We start from the raw sequence: 16,073 nt of genomic DNA on the forward strand, positions 1-16,073 counted from the left end.
GGGTGCGTGGATCGTATGGGGCGAATGGTGCTCAGGAATGGGCATTCATGGGCGGGTCGTCACACCGACGGCGGACGTCAGCGCGCCGGGGAACAGCAGGCTCAGGTGGCGGTTCCAGTTCGCCAGCGGCGAGGCCGCCACGTACACCACGTCTTTGGGCCGCAGCTCGAAGGACTCCGCCATCGCCAGCGCGCCGCTCACGCGTGCATCGAGCTGGAACACACGGGTACGCTCCCCGGCCCTGCGCACCACGTAGATCTGGCGCGCATCGCCGCTGAGCGGGCTGACACCCCCGCTTTCGCCCAGCGCCTCGTTCAGCGTCAGGCGCCCGTTGTGCATGGTGAGCGCGCGCGGCGTGACCACCTCGCCCGATACGAAGACCTTGCTTTCGTCGCGCGAGTGGACCCGGACGACGTCGCCATGGGCCAGCAGCACGGCGCCGGGGTTGACACCCTTCTGGACCAGGTCGCGCAAGTTGATCAGGTAGCGGCTGTGGCCGCGCTCGACAACGATGCGGCTCTGGTCTGCACTGGGCAGCATGCCGCCAGCGCGGTTCAGCGCCTCGACCAGGGTCATGGGGATGTCGTTGATCGCCTGCAGGCCCGGCGCCTTGACCTCGCCATCGATGTAGACCCGCTTGCTGCGAAACGCCTGGATGCGCAGCGTCACGCTGGGTTGGGCGAGGTAGCGCGCCAGTTTCTTCGAGAGCATCGCCCTGGCCTGCTCCTCGGTCAGCCCCTCGACAGGCAGCAGGCCGACGAGCGGGAACTGGATGCGTCCGAGGTGGTCCACGGCGAAGCCGGGCGGGGTGGCATTCGGCGCAACCGTTCCGCCATCGGCGATGGCGGCCGCTGCGGTCATGCCGCCACCGGCGAGTTCCGGGTGGTCCCAGACGACGATGGAGAGCACGTCGCCCCGGCCAATGGTGTACGGCGCCGGATGCGGCACGATCAGCGGCGACAGATCCTGCCGCGCCTGCGCGGCTTGCAGCCTGCGCTCGCTCTCGATCAGTTGTTCGGTGATCATCTCGGTGGGAGGCGCATCGCCCCCTGCCCCGGTGCCAGTGGCTGCAAGCTGGACACCGGCGGTGCACGCCCCCAGCATCAGGCAGCAGGTCAGGTAGGCGATCAGGTAGAGCAGCGTGTAACAGCGCAGGCCAAGGTCGCGCAGCCAGCTGGCTGTTGCATCAGAACAAATCCAAGCCATGATTGTTGCCTATCAAAAAAAGACGCTTCACTGGAACGATCAGTCCAGCGTACGGCGTCCATCGGGCTTGGCTTTGTAGCGGATCAAACGGCGCCCATGGCCGTTCAGCGTATCTCTTCGAGCAATCTGAGGCCGTCGGCGAAGCGCCAGACACGGCGAATTTCGATGATGTCGAAGCGTGCGGCGACGTTCGGCGGGAAGGCGGCATAGCGGGCATTGAGCTGGACGAAGCGGCGCACCGCGTCGTCCATGTCGGCCCGCCCACTTGAGCGCACGATGGTCACATCGTCCACGCTGCCGTCGCTGCGCAGGATCAGGCTGACCAGCGGATCGATGCGCACCTCGCGCGCTGAAAACCGGGCGCCTCCCAGGATGGCGGTACGCTCCAGTTTCTGGCGCACGCTGTCAACGTACATGCGCAGTGGCACGTCGCGTTCGCCGCCATCGGCCAGTACCCGGCGTCCGCCCGCATCGGCCGGACGCGCCGGCGGCGCCATGTTGGGCAGCGTCAGCCCGCGCAGGAGTTCGCGTGCACGGCTCGCCATGGCGCTTCCCGGTTCGCCTGCGCCGGCCAGGCCGCGCGCTCCGCCCGCGCCGCCCCCCGCGGCGCCTTGTGATCCCGGCCCGCCCGGCCCGGGACTGCCCGCACCCGGCAGTGCCTGCGCGCGCAGCCGTTCGGCGGCCGCGCGCCTCCCCTCCTGCTCGGCAAGCTCGCGCGCCAGGCCTTCCGCGCGGGCGCGCTCTTCGGCCAGGCGGCGTGCCACCTCTTCGGCGGCCTGGCGCTGCCTCAGCTCGTCGGCATGCTGGCGTTCGCGCGCTTGTGCCAGGCGGCGCTCGGCTTGTGCGGCTTCTTCTTCCGCCTGTTTCGCCTGTTCAGCAGCCAGCCGTTGCGCCTCCCGCTGCTGCGCCTCGCGCGCCAGGGCCTGTTCACGCTCGCGCAGCGCGGCCAGGCGCTGTTCTGCGGCGGCCTGCTCCCGCACCTGCGCAGCCAGGCGCTCGGCTTCGCGCTGGGACAGTGCGGCCCGCTCACGCTCCTCGGCCTGGTGCTGGCGCTCGGCGCGCTCGGCTGCCAGCCGCTCTTCCGCCGCACGCAGCAACAGTGCCTGTCGCTGCTGGCGCTGCGCTTCCTCGGCGGCGGCCAGGCGCGCAGCTTCGCGCTGGAGCTGGAGCGCCTGCTCCGCCTCTTCCCTGGCTGCCTGCTCCTCGTGGGCAGCGATCGCGCGTTCGGCTGCTTCCGGCCTGCTCTCCGTGTCTCGCGCCAGGGCATCCGCATCGCTACCGGCTTCGATCTCGGGCAGCGGTGGTGCCACCGCGAACGGCGCTTCCTCGCTGTTCGACGCGATCATGGGAGTCGTTGCCGGAGTCCTGCGTTTCTTCAGCCGTGGCCGCGCGTCCTTCGTGCCCGGCTTCGGCGCCGGCGGCACTTGCGCCAGCACGGGAGGTGGCGGGAGCGGATCGAGCAGGCGCATCCCGGAGGCCGGAGGCCGGGGCGACACGACAGGTGTCGGGAGTGCCGGTGCCGGTACTGGGGCCGCGTCAGGCACGGCCGCTGGCGCAGCCGGCAGCGGCGCCGGCATGAGTGGTGCCAGACGGACCTGGAGCGCCCCGCCCGCGCCCCCGTCGCCACCCGGCATTCCGAACTGCAGTGACAGCAGCAGGCCGTGCAACAGTGCCGAAACGATGATGCCGGTAACGAGCCGCCGCTCGCGCCGGGCCGGGATGTCGTTCGGACTGGAGTCGTGCGTTCGTGGCATGCCGTGGCCTGGGAACGGGTATTGTCAGGCTGGCATCATAGCGTTTACTCAGCAGTATGGCGAGGCGCGCACGATTGGGCGGCCCCGTCCCGTCAGCGCGGCCGGTCCGTCGCGAACGCCATGCTAGCGCTGGGTAGGTCCAAAGGTATAGGTGTCGCCGTGCGCGAGATAGACCACGTCCTGTTCCAGGCCAGCCGCCTTCACTTCGCGGGCAAAGTCCGCGAGCGGCGACTTGAACACATCGTAGTCGTTGTAGTGGATCGGTACCGTCTTCTTCGGCCGCACGACCTGCATCATGCGCACCCCGTCCTTGCCGTCCATCGTGACTTTCAACACGCCCAGGATGCGGGTGCCGCCCAGATGCAGCAGGGCCAGGTCGATGTTCGGAAAGCGCTGCGCAATGGCGCGGATGTCGTCATAGACCAGGGTGTCGCCACTGATGTACGTGCGGTAATCCGGCACATCCGGGTTAGCGCCGAAGTCGAGCACCGAACCCATCACCGTGGGCAGCAGGATCGCCACCCCGGCCGGGCCATGGCGCCCCGGAGCGGCGGTGATACGCAGGCGGGCGCCGCCCTTCCTCACTTCAAGACGGTCCCAGGTGCTCATGCCGAAGGTGCGCGTGAAGCCAAGGCGCTTGAGCCGCTCGCCTGCCTCCTTGGTGCTCACGATCGGGGTGGCGCGGTTGAGTCTTTCCTGCACCAGCTGGTCGAAGTGGTCGCCATGGAAGTGCGACAGCAGCACCAGGTCGATCGGTGGCAGGTCTTCGAACCGGATGGCGGGATTGGTCCTGCGTTCGGAAGTCAGCCCATAGCCGAGATGCACATGATCGCCCTTGTGCAGGAAATTCGGGTCGGTCAGGATGGTGAAGCCCTGGTAACGGATGATGACCGTCGCCGTGCCGATGAACTGCACCGTGCCGGCTTGCGCATCCTGTTCCTGCGCGGCATTCGCGGGGAGCTGCAGGCTGAAGGTTTCGCCCGTTGGCAGCGGCGTTGGCGCCTGCGCGCGCGCCTTGGCGACGCCGCCGCACAGCAGCGCAAGAAGCAGGCAAAGGCCGGCCTGGAAGCGGTTGGCGGATCGAGAACGAAGCAGGCATACGAAGGGCATGGGCGGTCTCCGGAGATACGCCTCCCGGTGCGGAACGCGTGCCGGAAACGTTAACACGGTAGCGCGGCGGACGGCGTCCGCTTGCCGCCGAGGCGGCGCCGCGTTACAGGCTGGAGACCAGGACGGCCAGTTGCTGGCGCGCCTTCAGCCAGGCGCTGCCGGCGAGCTGCTCGCCGCAACGCGCGCAAGGCTCGAAGGGGTTGCAGTCGTGCTCGAGCAGCAGGTAGTTCGTGCCCACCACGGTCTTGCCCGTGTAGCCGTCGCTGCGCGCTGGGCCGGCTGCCGCCGTGCCTGCCGCAGCGCCCTGCCCTGTCCACCTCGCAAATGGCTCGGTGGCGACACCGTCGGGCACATACCAGCGGCGCCTGGTGGGATTCCAGCGCGCGCCAAGCGCCTTGGCTTCATCTTTCTCGGCATACGGAACGGTCAGGAAAAGCATCGTGTTCGATCATCCAGGGGCAAGGGGTCGGGCGTCAGCCGGCCGGGAGCATGATCTTACTGCACCGAAGGCCATGATGGCAGAGCTGATATACAGGAAATAATATGGCCTGCCCAGCTGGGTTCGAACCAGCGACCCTCAGCTTAGAAGGCTGATGCTCTATCCAACTGAGCTATGGGCAGATGAAGGCGGAGGCGTGGCGCGTCCGCACAAATGAAACGGGCTGTCGAACGACAGCCCGCTAAAGAAGCCTTGGTCGGAGTACAAGGATTCGAACCTTGGACCCCCTGGTCCCAAACCAGGTGCGCTACCGGGCTGCGCTACACTCCGATGTGGAACCGATGATACTCCCGCCAGCGGTGGGCGTCAAATCGGCGTCCGTGCAGCGGTGTTCAGGCCGCCAGCTTGTCGGCGATGCGGCGCGCCATGCTTTCCGCCACCGCGGCTTCCTTCGCTTCGACCATCACCCGGATCAACGGTTCGGTACCGGAGGCGCGGATCAGCACCCGGCCGCTATCGCCCAGCTCGCGCTCGACCGCTTCCTTCTCGGCCACCAGGCCCTGGTCGCTGGTCCAGTCGAAGCCGGGCGTGACGCGCTTGTTGATCAGGGTCTGCGGATACAGCTTCAGGTCGCTGCAGCATTCGGCCAGCGACTTGTTGCTGCGCCGCAGAGCCGACAGTACCTGCAAGGCCGAGACGATGCCGTCGCCGGTGGTGTGCTTGTCCAGGGCCAGCAGGTGGCCCGAGCTTTCGCCACCGAACAGCCAGCCGCGTTCCTGCATCACTTCCAGCACGTAGCGGTCGCCGACCTTGGCGCGGGCGAAGCCGACGCCCATTTCCCTGAACGCCACTTCCAGCGCCATATTGGTCATCAGGGTGCCGACAGCGCCCGCCACCGGGCCGGTCGCCATGCGGTCCCGCACCATCAGGTACAGCAGTTCATCGCCGTTATAGACGCGCCCGGCACCGTCGACCATGATCAGGCGGTCGGCGTCGCCATCCAGCGCAATGCCGAGGTCGGCCTTGTTGGCAACCACGGCTTCCGACAGGGCCTTGGGCGCCGTGGCACCGACACCGTCGTTGATGTTGAACCCGTCCGGCTGGGCGCCGATCGACACCACTTCGGCGCCGAGTTCGTGGAACACGTGGGGCGCGATGTTGTAGGCGGCGCCGTGGGCGCTATCGACCACGATCTTCAGGCCGCGCAAATCCAGTTCGTTCGGGAAGGTGCTCTTGCAAAATTCAATGTAACGGCCCTGGGCGTCGCGCAGGCGCGTCGCACGGCCCAGCTTGTCGGAGTGCACGCAGCCCATCGGCTGGTCGATGGCGTCTTCGATTTCCTGCTCGACCGCATCCGGCAGCTTGGTGCCGTGCTCCGAGAAGAACTTGATGCCGTTATCCTGGAATGGATTGTGCGACGCCGAGATCACCACGCCGGCCTGCAGGCGCAGCGCGCGGGTCAGGTAGGCGATGGCCGGGGTCGGCATCGGGCCGGCCAGCATCACGTCCACGCCGGCGGCCGAGAAGCCAGCTTCCAGCGCGGCTTCCAGCATGTAGCCCGAAATGCGGGTGTCCTTGCCGATCAGGACGACCGGACGGCCGCTGCTCGATTTCCCCCCCTTGGCCAGCACCGTGCCGGCCGCATAGCCGAGGCGCATGACAAAGTCGGGGGTAATCGGTGCTTCACCCACCAGGCCGCGCACTCCATCGGTACCGAAATATTTCCGTGCCATTCTTCTTCACTTTCTCGAATAATCTTGGGTGCCGGCGTGCCATACCTTCAGCGCATCGACCGTTTCTGCTACATCGTGCACACGCACAATTTTAGCGCCATGCGCCACGGCAGCCAATGCCCCGCCCAGGCTGCCTGCCACCCTGGCCTCGACCGGACGGCCAGTGATGGCGCCAATCATCGACTTGCGCGACAGGCCGGCCAGTACCGGCAGCTCCAGCTCGGCGCCGATGCGCCCTAGCTGACGCAGCAGCGCGTAGTTGTGTTCCACCGTCTTGCCGAAGCCAAAACCTGGGTCGATGCAGAGACGTTCGCGCGCGATGCCGGCACGCACCAGGCTGTCCACGCGTTCGTGCAGGAAGGCGATCACCTCTCCCACCACGTCGGCATAGCCCGGGGCCTGCTGCATGGTCTGGGGCGTGGCCTGCATGTGCATCACGCACAGGCCGCAGTCGCTATCCTGCACCGCCTCGATGGCGCCAGGCGCGCGAAAACCGTTGATGTCGTTGATCATGTCGGCCCCGGCGATGATCGCTTCGCGCATGACTTCCGGCTTGCAGGTATCGACCGACAGCGCCACGTCCAGTGTGCGCAGCGCATACAGGGTCGGCATGACGCGCGCCAGTTCTTCCGACACCGGCACGCTTGGGGAGCCGGGACGGGTCGATTCACCGCCGATGTCGATCATGGCGGCGCCATCGCGGATCATTTCCTCGGCGTGTGCGAGCGCGAACTCGAGGCCCTGGAAGCGGCCGCCGTCGGAAAACGAATCGGGGGTAACGTTCAGGATGCCCATCACGAGCGGATGGTCAGCGCCTGGGCCTTCCAGCGCGAAGCTGTACTGGCCGCACTGCAGATTCTTGGGCATGACAGAGAGAGAAATGTTAACGTGAAAAAGGCATCCGTCGGGATGCCTTTTTGCTCAAGCAGGACAGCTGATCAAGCCGGTGCCGTTGCGTTCGGCGCCACGCCGTCGCCGCTGTCGCTCGGCGGGTTACGCTTGGTCAGCAGGCCGGTCTTCGGCTGGCGCGGCTCGCGGCCGGCCATGATGTCGTTGATCTGCTCTGCATCGATGGTTTCCCAGTCGAGCAGCGCCTTGGTCATCATCTCGACCTTGTCGCGGTTTTCCTCGAGCAGGCGGCGCGCCAGGGCGTACTGGGTGTCGAGGATGGCGCGGATCTCGGCGTCGACCTTCTGCTGCGTCGCCTCCGAGATGGTCTTGGTGGCGCCGCCGAAGAAACCTTCGTTCTCGCTGTCTTCGTAGACCATCACGCCCATGCTCTCGGACATGCCGAAGCGGGTCACCATCGAACGGGCCAGCTTGGTGGCGCGGGCGAAGTCGTTCGAAGCGCCGGTAGACATCTGGCCGACGAAGATCTCTTCGGCGATACGGCCGCCGAACAGGATCGAGATTTCTTCGAGCATCTTGTCTTTGTAACCGGACAAGGCGTCATGTTCCGGCAGCTGCCAGGTCAGGCCGAGGGCATAGCCGCGCGGCATGATCGTGACCTTGTGCACGGGGTCCGCTTTAGGGAGCAGCTTGGCGATCACCGCGTGGCCCGATTCGTGGTAGGCCGTATTGCGGCGCTCTTCCTCGCGCATGACCATCGACTTGCGCTCAGGACCCATGTAGATCTTGTCCTTGGCGTCCTCGAAGTCGATCATCTCGACCAGGCGCTTGCTGCGGCGCGCCGCGAACAGTGCGGCCTCGTTGACCAGGTTGGCCAGGTCCGCACCGGAGAAGCCTGGAGTGCCGCGCGCCAGGATGTCGGCCTTGACATCGGTACCGATCGGCACCTTGCGCATGTGCACGTTCAGGATCTGCTCGCGGCCGCGGATGTCCGGCAGGCCCACCATCACCTGGCGGTCGAAGCGGCCCGGACGCAGCAGCGCTTTATCGAGCACGTCGGCGCGGTTGGTGGCGGCGATCACGATCACGCCCGACTGCGCCTCGAAGCCGTCCATCTCGACCAGCAGCTGGTTCAGGGTCTGTTCACGCTCGTCGTTGCCGCCGCCCATGCCGGCGCCGCGGTGGCGGCCGACGGCGTCGATCTCGTCGATGAAGATGATGCAAGGCGAATGCTTCTTGGCATTTTCAAACATGTCGCGCACGCGCGACGCACCGACGCCGACGAACATCTCGACGAAGTCGGAACCGGAGATCGAGAAGAACGGCACCTTGGCTTCGCCGGCGATGGCGCGCGCCAGCAGGGTCTTACCGGTACCCGGAGGGCCGACCATCAGCACGCCGCGCGGAATGCGGCCGCCCAGTTTCTGGAACTTGGTCGGGTCTTTCAGGAAGTCGACGATTTCCGAGACTTCTTCCTTCGCCTCGTCACAGCCGGCGACGTCGGCAAAGGTGACGGTATTGTTGGTTTCATCGAGCATGCGCGCCTTCGACTTGCCGAAGGAGAAAGCGCCGCCCTTGCCGCCGCCCTGCATCTGGCGCATGAAGAACACCCACACGCCGATCAGGAGCAGCATCGGGAACCAGGAGATGAAGACCTGTTGCAGGAAACCCGGCTCTTCGGGCGGCTTGACGTCGAAGCGCACGCCGTTCTCGCGCAGGTCGCCGATCAGGCCGCGGTCGAGGATGGTCGCGGTGGCGCGGACCTTGCTGTCGTCCTGGCGGGTGGCGGTGATGTTCGAGCCTTCGATCACCACGTCCTTGATGCGACGTGCCTTTACCTCGTCGAGGAGCTCGGAATAAGCGATGGTCTTGCTGCCGCCGGCGACGCTGTGGTTGTCGAACTGCTTGAACAGCATGAACAACAGCAGCGCAACGACCACCCAGATGGCGGATTTGGAAAACATATTATTCACGAAAACTCCTCCGATGCGAGCGCATCTCTACTGATTCAGTATGACGATTTTAACCGCAATAAGCCGACGCCGCCACGCAACGTAAGCAATAGTGCTTAAATGCCATTTTTTAATGCCAGGCAGGCTACGCAGGGTGCGCGCGACCCGCCTCACGCGGCTGATGTGCGGTTGCCGCGCCGAATATCAAGGGTAAATCGCGGTTTCGTGACGCATTCCGTTCCGTTTTCAGGCCGCCGGATTCTTCAGGCCACGCCCGAGCAGGAAGATCTCGGACGATTTGTCCCGGCTCGCCTTGGGTTTGACCTGCTTGACTGCCTTGAATTCTGTACGAAACTTTTCCAGTATCTGGGTAAATCCCATGTCTTTAAAGCATTTAACCAGCAGCGCGCCGCCCGGCTTCATGTGAAGTTGAGAAAACTCAATGGCAAGATCGATCAAGTGTTCCATTCGTGCCGCATCCGCCGTCGGAATGCCCGACAGGTTGGGCGCCATGTCCGACAGGACGAGGTCGGCCTTGCGGCCCTGCAGCAGGACGTCGAGCTGGTCCAGCACCTCTTCTTCACGAAAATCGCCCTGGATATACTGGACATCGGCGATCGGCTCCATCGGCAGCATGTCCAGGCCGATGATGGTGCCATGGATACCGCCACCGTCCGCACCGGCCAGCTTGCGCCGGGTGTACTGGGCCCAGCTGCCGGGCGTACAGCCGAGGTCGACAATGACCTGGCCCGGCTTGATCAGCTTTTCGCTTTCATCGATCTCCTTGAGCTTGTAGGCCGCGCGCGCGCGAAAGCCTTCTTTCTGGGCCAGTTTGACGTAAGGATCGTTAATATGGTCGTGCAACCAGTTTTTGTTTAATTTGTTCTTGGCCATTCGCGTAGAATACTGCTTTTAAAGGTACTTCCAAACTAATTATGCTTAAACTCACTCCGGCCGAGCGCAGCGCACTGCGTGCCGAAGCCCATGGACTCAATCCGGTCGTCATGATCGGCGAATCGGGCCTGACCGAATCGGTCATGAAGGAAATCGCCGCCAGCCTCGACGCGCACGGCCTGATCAAGGTGCGTGTGTTCGGCGACGATCGCGAAGCCCGCGTCGCCATGTACGAACAGATCTGCGGCGAACTCGACGCGGCGCCTGTCCAGCACATCGGCAAGCTGCTGGTGCTGTACCGCCCGAAGAAGGAAGTCGTCAAGGAACGCAGCAGCAAGGCCGGCAAGGGCATGCGCGAAGTCACCATCGTCAAGGCCAGCGCCAGCGGCACCAAGAAGCCGAGTGTCACCAAGGTCATGCTGAAGGGGAACGAACGTGTTACCGCGGGCGGTAACATCAAGCGCGCCAAGCCGCGCCAGGCGTCGACCAAGAAGAATTCACTGAACAAGTGATCGGGCCGCGCAGGCCAAACCGGGGCGACCCGGTTTTTTTTTCGCCGTTTCTTTTGGACCGGTCCTCGGCCTTCCAAGCCGAGGACCGCAGGCTCGTCAGCGACTCTTGAGCACTAGCACCGCAGCGAGTACGCTTTCGATCACGTGAAACAGCTGCGACACCCCATGCATCACCGCAAACTGCGTCCAGTACGGCGATGCCCTCACCCCACCCGCCCCTGCCAGCACGCGCAGTTCCGCCATGGCCGGCTGCAGCCCGGCCCACATTACAAGGGCGCAGGCCAGCATCGCCAGCACCAACAGGTTCAGGCTACGCCGCCGCACAGCGTCGAGCTCGCCCGACAGCCGCACCAGCACCAGCATGGCGGCCCCGCAGCCGAGCGAAATCCAGCCCAGGCGCTGCAGGAAGCTGCCCACCACGTCGCCCGCCACCGCGCTCGGCACCGTGGCGAACACGGCCGGCGCCGCGATATAGCCCAGTACCCACAGCGCTCCCGCCCACAGCACCGCCACCAGCAGCCTGGCGGCGGCGACACGGGAAGCGGAACGGGACGGCACGGCCGTCCGGCTGTCCGCCATCAGACGTAGCGCACTTCGAGGATTTCGTATTCGCGCGGACCCGACGGGGCCTGCACTTCGACCACGTCGCCGGCGTACTTGCCGATCAGGGCGCGCGCGATCGGCGAGGTCACCGATACCTTGTTCAGCTTGATGTCGGCTTCGTCGATGCCGACGATCTGGTAGCTCACCTTCTGGCCGCTTTCCAGGTCTTCCAGGTCGACGGTCGAGGCGAACACGACGCGGCCTTCCGCATCCAGCGTGGCCGGGTCGATGATCTGCGCGGCGCTCAGCTTGCCTTCGAGTTCCGCGATGCGGCCCTCGACGAAGGCCTGGCGCTCTTTCGCGGCATCGTATTCGGCATTTTCGGACAGGTCGCCGTGCGAGCGCGCCTCGGCGATCGCGTCGATCACGTTACGGCGCTCCTTGGTCTTGAGCTGGTGCAGCTCTTCCTTCAGGAGTTCGGCGCCGTATTTGGTCAGTGGTACGCTAGTGTTCATGTCGCTCTACGTTGATTCGTGATTGGACGTACCAAGTGAAAACCACAGAGGCGCGCGGCGCAAGCCACGCGAGCTCTGTGGTTCAAAGGTACTACTTGCTGCTTAGTTTAAGGTTTTATGAAGGCCTTGTAAATCGTAGACGCGCAGCTCGTCCAGGTGGCGCATGCCCTCGATCGCGGCTTCCGCGCCGGCGATGGTCGTGTAGGTGACCACGCGCGACTGCAGGGCCGAGGTACGGATGGTGCGCGAATCGGTGATCGCCGAACGCTTTTCTTCCACGGTGTTGATCACCATGACGATTTCGCGGTTCTTGATCATGTCGACCACGTGCGGACGGCCTTCCAGCACCTTGTTCACCTGGCGCACCGGGATGCCGGCCGCCTCGATGACGGCGCTAGTGCCCTTGGTGGCCACCAGCGAGAAGCCCAGCGCCACCAGCTCGCGCGCCGCGGCGACGGCACGCGGCTTGTCCGCACCCTTCACCGACAGGAACACCGTGCCCTTGGTCGGCAGGATGATGCCGGCCGCCAGCTGCGATTTCACGAAGGCTTCGCCGAAGGTCTCGCCCACGCCCATCACCTCGCCGGTCGATTTCATTTCCGGTCCGAGGATGGTGTCGACGCCCGGGAATTTCACGAACGGGAACACGACTTCCTTGACGCTGTAGAACGGCGGCGTCACTTCTTTCGTGATGCCCTGTTGCGCCAGGGTCTGTCCGACCATGCAGCGCGCGGCGATCTTGGCCAGCTGCAGGCCGGTCGCCTTCGAGACGAAGGGTACGGTACGCGATGCGCGCGGGTTCACTTCCAGCACGAACACGGTGTCGACCGTCTTGCCGTCGACTTCGGACTGCTGGATCGCGAACTGCACGTTCATCAGGCCGACCACGTTCAGGGCCTTGGCCATCAGCGCGGTCTGGTGCTTGAGCTCATTGATGGTCTCTTGCGACAGCGAGTACGGCGGCAGCGAGCAGGCCGAGTCGCCCGAGTGCACGCCGGCCTGTTCGATGTGTTCCATCACGCCGCCGATGAAGGTGGCCTCGCCGTCCGAGATGCAGTCGACGTCGACTTCGATGGCGTCGTTCAGGAAGCGGTCCAGCAGCACTGGGGAATCATGCGAGACCTTGACCGCTTCGCGCATGTAGCGCTCGAGGTCGCGCTGCTCGTGGACGATCTCCATCGCGCGGCCGCCCAGCACGTAGGACGGACGCACCACCAGCGGGTAGCCGATTTCGTCGGCCAGCGCCAGCGCGTCGGCTTCGGTGCGCGCGGTGCGGTTCGGCGGCTGGCGCAGGCCGAGCTTCTGCAGCAGCTGCTGGAAGCGCTCGCGGTCTTCGGCGGCGTCGATCATGTCCGGCGAGGTACCGATGATCGGCACGCCGTTGGCTTCCAGATCCAGCGCGAGTTTTAGTGGAGTCTGGCCGCCGTACTGCACGATCACGCCTTCGGGCTTTTCCAGGTCGACGATTTCCAGCACGTCTTCCAGGGTCAGCGATTCGAAGTACAGGCGATCCGAGGTATCGTAGTCGGTCGACACGGTCTCCGGGTTGCAGTTGACCATGATGGTCTCGTAGCCGTCTTCGCGCATCGCGAGGGCCGCATGCACGCAGCAGTAGTCGAACTCGATGCCCTGGCCGATGCGGTTCGGGCCACCGCCCAGCACCATGATCTTCTTCTTGTCGGTCGGGTTGGACTCGCACTCCTCGTCGTAGGTCGAGTACATGTAGGCCGTGTTGGTCGCGAACTCGGCGGCGCAGGTGTCGACGCGCTTGTACACCGGACGGATGCCCAGCGCATGGCGCTGCTGCCGCACGGCCTGCGGCGTGGTCTGCATCAGGAAAGCCAGGCGGCGGTCCGAGAAGCCCTTCTGCTTGAGTTTGTACAGCGTCGGCTTGTCCAGGCTGTCGAGCTTCTGGTGATCCAGCCACAGCTCGATGTCGACGATCTCCTTGATCTGCACCAGGAACCACGGATCGATCTTGGTCAGGTTGTGCACCTCTTCCAGGGTGAAGCCCTGGGCGAAGGCGTCGCCCACGTACCAGATGCGCTCCGGACCCGGCTCGCCGAGCTCCTCTTCGATCTTCTCGCGGTCGCGGGTCTTCTCGTTCAGGCCGTCCACGCCCACTTCCAGGCCGCGCAGGGCCTTCTGGAAGGATTCCTGGAAGGTGCGGCCCATGGCCATCACCTCGCCCACCGATTTCATCTGGGTGGTCAGGTGCTTGTCCGCGGTCGGGAATTTTTCGAAGGTGAAGCGCGGGATCTTGGTGACCACGTAGTCGATCGAGGGCTCGAACGAAGCCGGGGTCGCGCCGCCGGTGATCTCGTTGCGCAGCTCATCGAGCGTGAAGCCCACCGCCAGCTTGGCCGCCACTTTCGCGATCGGGAAGCCGGTGGCTTTCGAGGCCAGCGCCGAGGAGCGCGAGACGCGCGGGTTCATCTCGATGACGATCATGCGGCCGTCCTTCGGGTTGATCGCGAACTGCACGTTCGAGCCGCCGGTGTCGACGCCGATTTCGCGCAACACGTTGATCGACGCGTTGCGCATGATCTGGTATTCCTTGTCCGTCAGCGTCTGCGCCGGCGCGACGGTGATCGAGTCGCCGGTGTGCACGCCCATCGGATCCAGGTTCTCGATCGAGCAGATGATGATGCAGTTGTCCTTCTTGTCGCGGACAACCTCCATCTCGTACTCTTTCCAGCCGAGGAGCGACTCTTCGATCAGCAGTTCGTTGGTCGGCGAGGCTTCCAGGCCGCGCTTGCAGATTGCTTCGAATTCTTCTTCGTTGTAGGCGATGCCGCCGCCGCTGCCGCCCATGGTGAAGGACGGACGGATGATGGTCGGGAAGCCCAGCTCGCGCTGCACCGCCCACGACTCTTCCATCGAGTGCGCCACGCCCGAGCGCGCCGAACCGAGGCCGATCTTGGTCATCGCATCCTTGAACTTGGAACGGTCCTCGGCCTTGTCGATCGCTTCCGGGGTCGCGCCGATCAGCTCGACCTTGTATTTTTCCAGCACGCCGTTGTGGTGCAGGTCGAGCGCGCAGTTCAGCGCGGTCTGGCCGCCCATGGTCGGCAGGATCGCGTCCGGACGCTCCTTGTCGATGATGCGCTCGACCACCTTCCAGGTGATCGGCTCGATGTAGGTGACATCCGCCGTTTCCGGGTCGGTCATGATGGTCGCCGGGTTCGAGTTCACCAGGATGACCTTGTAGCCTTCCTCGCGCAGGGCCTTGCAGGCCTGGGCGCCCGAGTAGTCGAATTCGACCGCCTGGCCAATGACGATCGGCCCCGCGCCGATGATCAGGATGCTTTTGATATCACTACGCTTAGGCATTTACTTCTTCTCCTGCAGGTTTTTTTCCAGCTTTCGCATCCATCAGCTTGATGAAGCGGTCGAACAGGTAGGCGACGTCGGTCGGGCCGGGCGAGGCTTCCGGGTGGCCCTGGAAGCAGAACGCTGGCTTGTCGGTACGCTCGAAGCCCTGCAGCGAACCGTCGAACAGCGACACATGGGTGACGCGGCAGTTGGCCGGCAGGGTCTCCGGGTCGACCGCGAAGCCGTGGTTCTGCGACGTGATCAAAACCTTCTTCGAATCGAGGTCCTGCACCGGGTGGTTGGCGCCGTGGTGACCAAACTTCATCTTCATGGTCTTGGCGCCGGAGGCCAGCGCCATGATCTGGTGGCCGAGGCAGATGCCGAAGGTCGGAATGCCCTTCTCGATCAGCTCCGCGCTTGCCTTGATCGCATAGTCGCAAGGCTCGGGGTCGCCCGGACCGTTGGCCAGGAAGATGCCGTCAGGATTGAGCGCCAGCGCGTCGGCCGCAGTGGCTTGCGCCGGCAGCACGGTCACCTTGCAGCCGCGCTCGGCCAGCATGCGCAGGATGTTGCGCTTGACGCCGTAGTCGAAGGCGACCACGTGGTACCTGGGGTTGTCCTGCTGGCCGAAGCCTTGGCCCAGTTTCCACTCGGTCTCGATAAACACATACGGTTCTTTCACGGACACGACCTTGGCCAAATCCATGCCCGCCAGTCCCGGGAAGGAACGCGCCAGTTCCAGCGCCTGGGCTTCCGACGGCTCCTTGCCCTGGATGCCGGTCACGATGGCGCCGCTCTGTGCACCCTTCTCGCGCAGGATGCGGGTCAGCTTGCGGGTGTCGATGCCGGCGATGGCGACCACGTTTTCCTGCTTCAGGTAATCCGACAGCGACTGGGTGGAACGGAAATTCGATGCCAGCAGCGGCAGGTCGCGGATGATCAGGCCGGCGGCGTGCACCTTGGAGGCCTCGACGTCGGCCGGGTTGACGCCGTAGTTGCCGATGTGCGGGTACGTCAGGGTAACGATCTGACGCGAATAGCTGGGGTCGGTGAGGATTTCCTGGTAGCCGGTAATCGCGGTGTTGAACACCACTTCACCAGTCGTATGACCGGTGGCACCAATGGAAACTCCTTTGAAAATCGTTCCGTCAGCGAGAGCCAGGATGGCCGGGACGGCTGGGCCAGAAAAAAATGGCGGCAAGGGTAACTCCCAATAAAGTTACCGTAGCTTCGCCACGTCAGACCGGCATC

13 protein-coding genes and 2 tRNA genes are annotated in these 16,073 nt (G+C 64.7%); 1 reads left to right on the forward strand and 14 read right to left on the reverse strand.

Features of this window, described 5'->3' with window-relative positions; all coding sequences use genetic code 11:
• Positions 1 to 45 precede the first annotated feature (45 nt).
• The 10 genes from LCI23_RS06625 to LCI23_RS06670 all read right to left on the reverse strand — a co-directional run bounded on the left by LCI23_RS06625 (position 46) and on the right by LCI23_RS06670 (position 9,937).
• Positions 46 to 1,206: a polysaccharide biosynthesis/export family protein gene (locus tag LCI23_RS06625; RefSeq protein WP_224945601.1), complete on the reverse strand. Its 1,161-nt coding sequence runs from the start codon at positions 1,204 to 1,206 to the stop codon at positions 46 to 48.
• A gap of 104 nt (positions 1,207 to 1,310) precedes the next feature.
• The gene (locus LCI23_RS06630) at positions 1,311 to 2,960 is read right to left on the reverse strand and encodes an energy transducer TonB (protein WP_224945609.1); all 1,650 of its coding nucleotides are present in this window, start codon (positions 2,958 to 2,960) and stop codon (positions 1,311 to 1,313) included.
• 123 nt (positions 2,961 to 3,083) lie between these two features.
• The gene (locus LCI23_RS06635) at positions 3,084 to 4,070 is read right to left on the reverse strand and encodes an MBL fold metallo-hydrolase (RefSeq protein ID WP_224945611.1); all 987 of its coding nucleotides are present in this window, start codon (positions 4,068 to 4,070) and stop codon (positions 3,084 to 3,086) included.
• Positions 4,071 to 4,173: 103 nt separating this feature from the next.
• Complete coding sequence (locus LCI23_RS06640) at positions 4,174 to 4,509, reverse strand: DUF5710 domain-containing protein (protein ID WP_224945614.1); 336 nt, start codon at positions 4,507 to 4,509, stop codon at positions 4,174 to 4,176.
• 105 nt (positions 4,510 to 4,614) lie between these two features.
• Positions 4,615 to 4,691 (reverse strand) — tRNA-Arg (locus LCI23_RS06645).
• A gap of 71 nt (positions 4,692 to 4,762) precedes the next feature.
• Positions 4,763 to 4,839 (reverse strand) — tRNA-Pro (locus LCI23_RS06650).
• A 62-nt stretch (positions 4,840 to 4,901) separates the two neighbouring features.
• Complete coding sequence (glmM, locus tag LCI23_RS06655) at positions 4,902 to 6,242, reverse strand: phosphoglucosamine mutase (RefSeq protein ID WP_224945616.1); 1,341 nt, start codon at positions 6,240 to 6,242, stop codon at positions 4,902 to 4,904.
• A gap of 6 nt (positions 6,243 to 6,248) precedes the next feature.
• Complete coding sequence (gene folP / locus LCI23_RS06660; RefSeq protein ID WP_224945618.1) at positions 6,249 to 7,109, reverse strand: dihydropteroate synthase; 861 nt, start codon at positions 7,107 to 7,109, stop codon at positions 6,249 to 6,251.
• Between the two features lie 71 nt (positions 7,110 to 7,180).
• Positions 7,181 to 9,064, reverse strand: coding sequence for an ATP-dependent zinc metalloprotease FtsH (gene ftsH, locus LCI23_RS06665; protein ID WP_224945622.1), 1,884 nt, complete (start codon positions 9,062 to 9,064; stop codon positions 7,181 to 7,183).
• Positions 9,065 to 9,289: 225 nt separating this feature from the next.
• The gene (locus LCI23_RS06670) at positions 9,290 to 9,937 is read right to left on the reverse strand and encodes an RlmE family RNA methyltransferase (protein WP_224945624.1); all 648 of its coding nucleotides are present in this window, start codon (positions 9,935 to 9,937) and stop codon (positions 9,290 to 9,292) included.
• A gap of 41 nt (positions 9,938 to 9,978) precedes the next feature.
• On the opposite strand from LCI23_RS06670, the gene yhbY reads away from it, so the two are divergent.
• Entirely contained in the window at positions 9,979 to 10,449 is a 471-nt protein-coding gene (gene yhbY / locus LCI23_RS06675) for a ribosome assembly RNA-binding protein YhbY (protein WP_224945626.1), read from the forward strand.
• 96 nt (positions 10,450 to 10,545) lie between these two features.
• Here the strand turns inward: yhbY and LCI23_RS06680 are convergent, their stop codons facing one another.
• From LCI23_RS06680 to carA, 4 genes are all read right to left on the reverse strand, one after another.
• Complete coding sequence (locus LCI23_RS06680) at positions 10,546 to 11,007, reverse strand: DUF4149 domain-containing protein (RefSeq protein WP_224945628.1); 462 nt, start codon at positions 11,005 to 11,007, stop codon at positions 10,546 to 10,548.
• Between the two features lie 20 nt (positions 11,008 to 11,027).
• A complete protein-coding gene (greA, locus tag LCI23_RS06685) occupies positions 11,028 to 11,507 on the reverse strand; it encodes a transcription elongation factor GreA (protein WP_224945633.1) in 480 nt (159 codons plus the stop codon).
• Positions 11,508 to 11,609: 102 nt separating this feature from the next.
• The gene (gene carB, locus LCI23_RS06690) at positions 11,610 to 14,840 is read right to left on the reverse strand and encodes a carbamoyl-phosphate synthase large subunit (protein WP_224945641.1); all 3,231 of its coding nucleotides are present in this window, start codon (positions 14,838 to 14,840) and stop codon (positions 11,610 to 11,612) included.
• A complete protein-coding gene (gene carA / locus LCI23_RS06695) occupies positions 14,833 to 16,023 on the reverse strand; it encodes a glutamine-hydrolyzing carbamoyl-phosphate synthase small subunit (protein ID WP_224945643.1) in 1,191 nt (396 codons plus the stop codon). The genes carB and carA overlap by 8 nt, the downstream gene beginning before the upstream one ends.
• Positions 16,024 to 16,073 lie beyond the last annotated feature (50 nt).

The organism is Massilia sp. MS-15 (genome assembly GCF_020176695.1).
Lineage (GTDB): Bacteria > Pseudomonadota > Gammaproteobacteria > Burkholderiales > Burkholderiaceae_D > Telluria > Telluria hydrophila.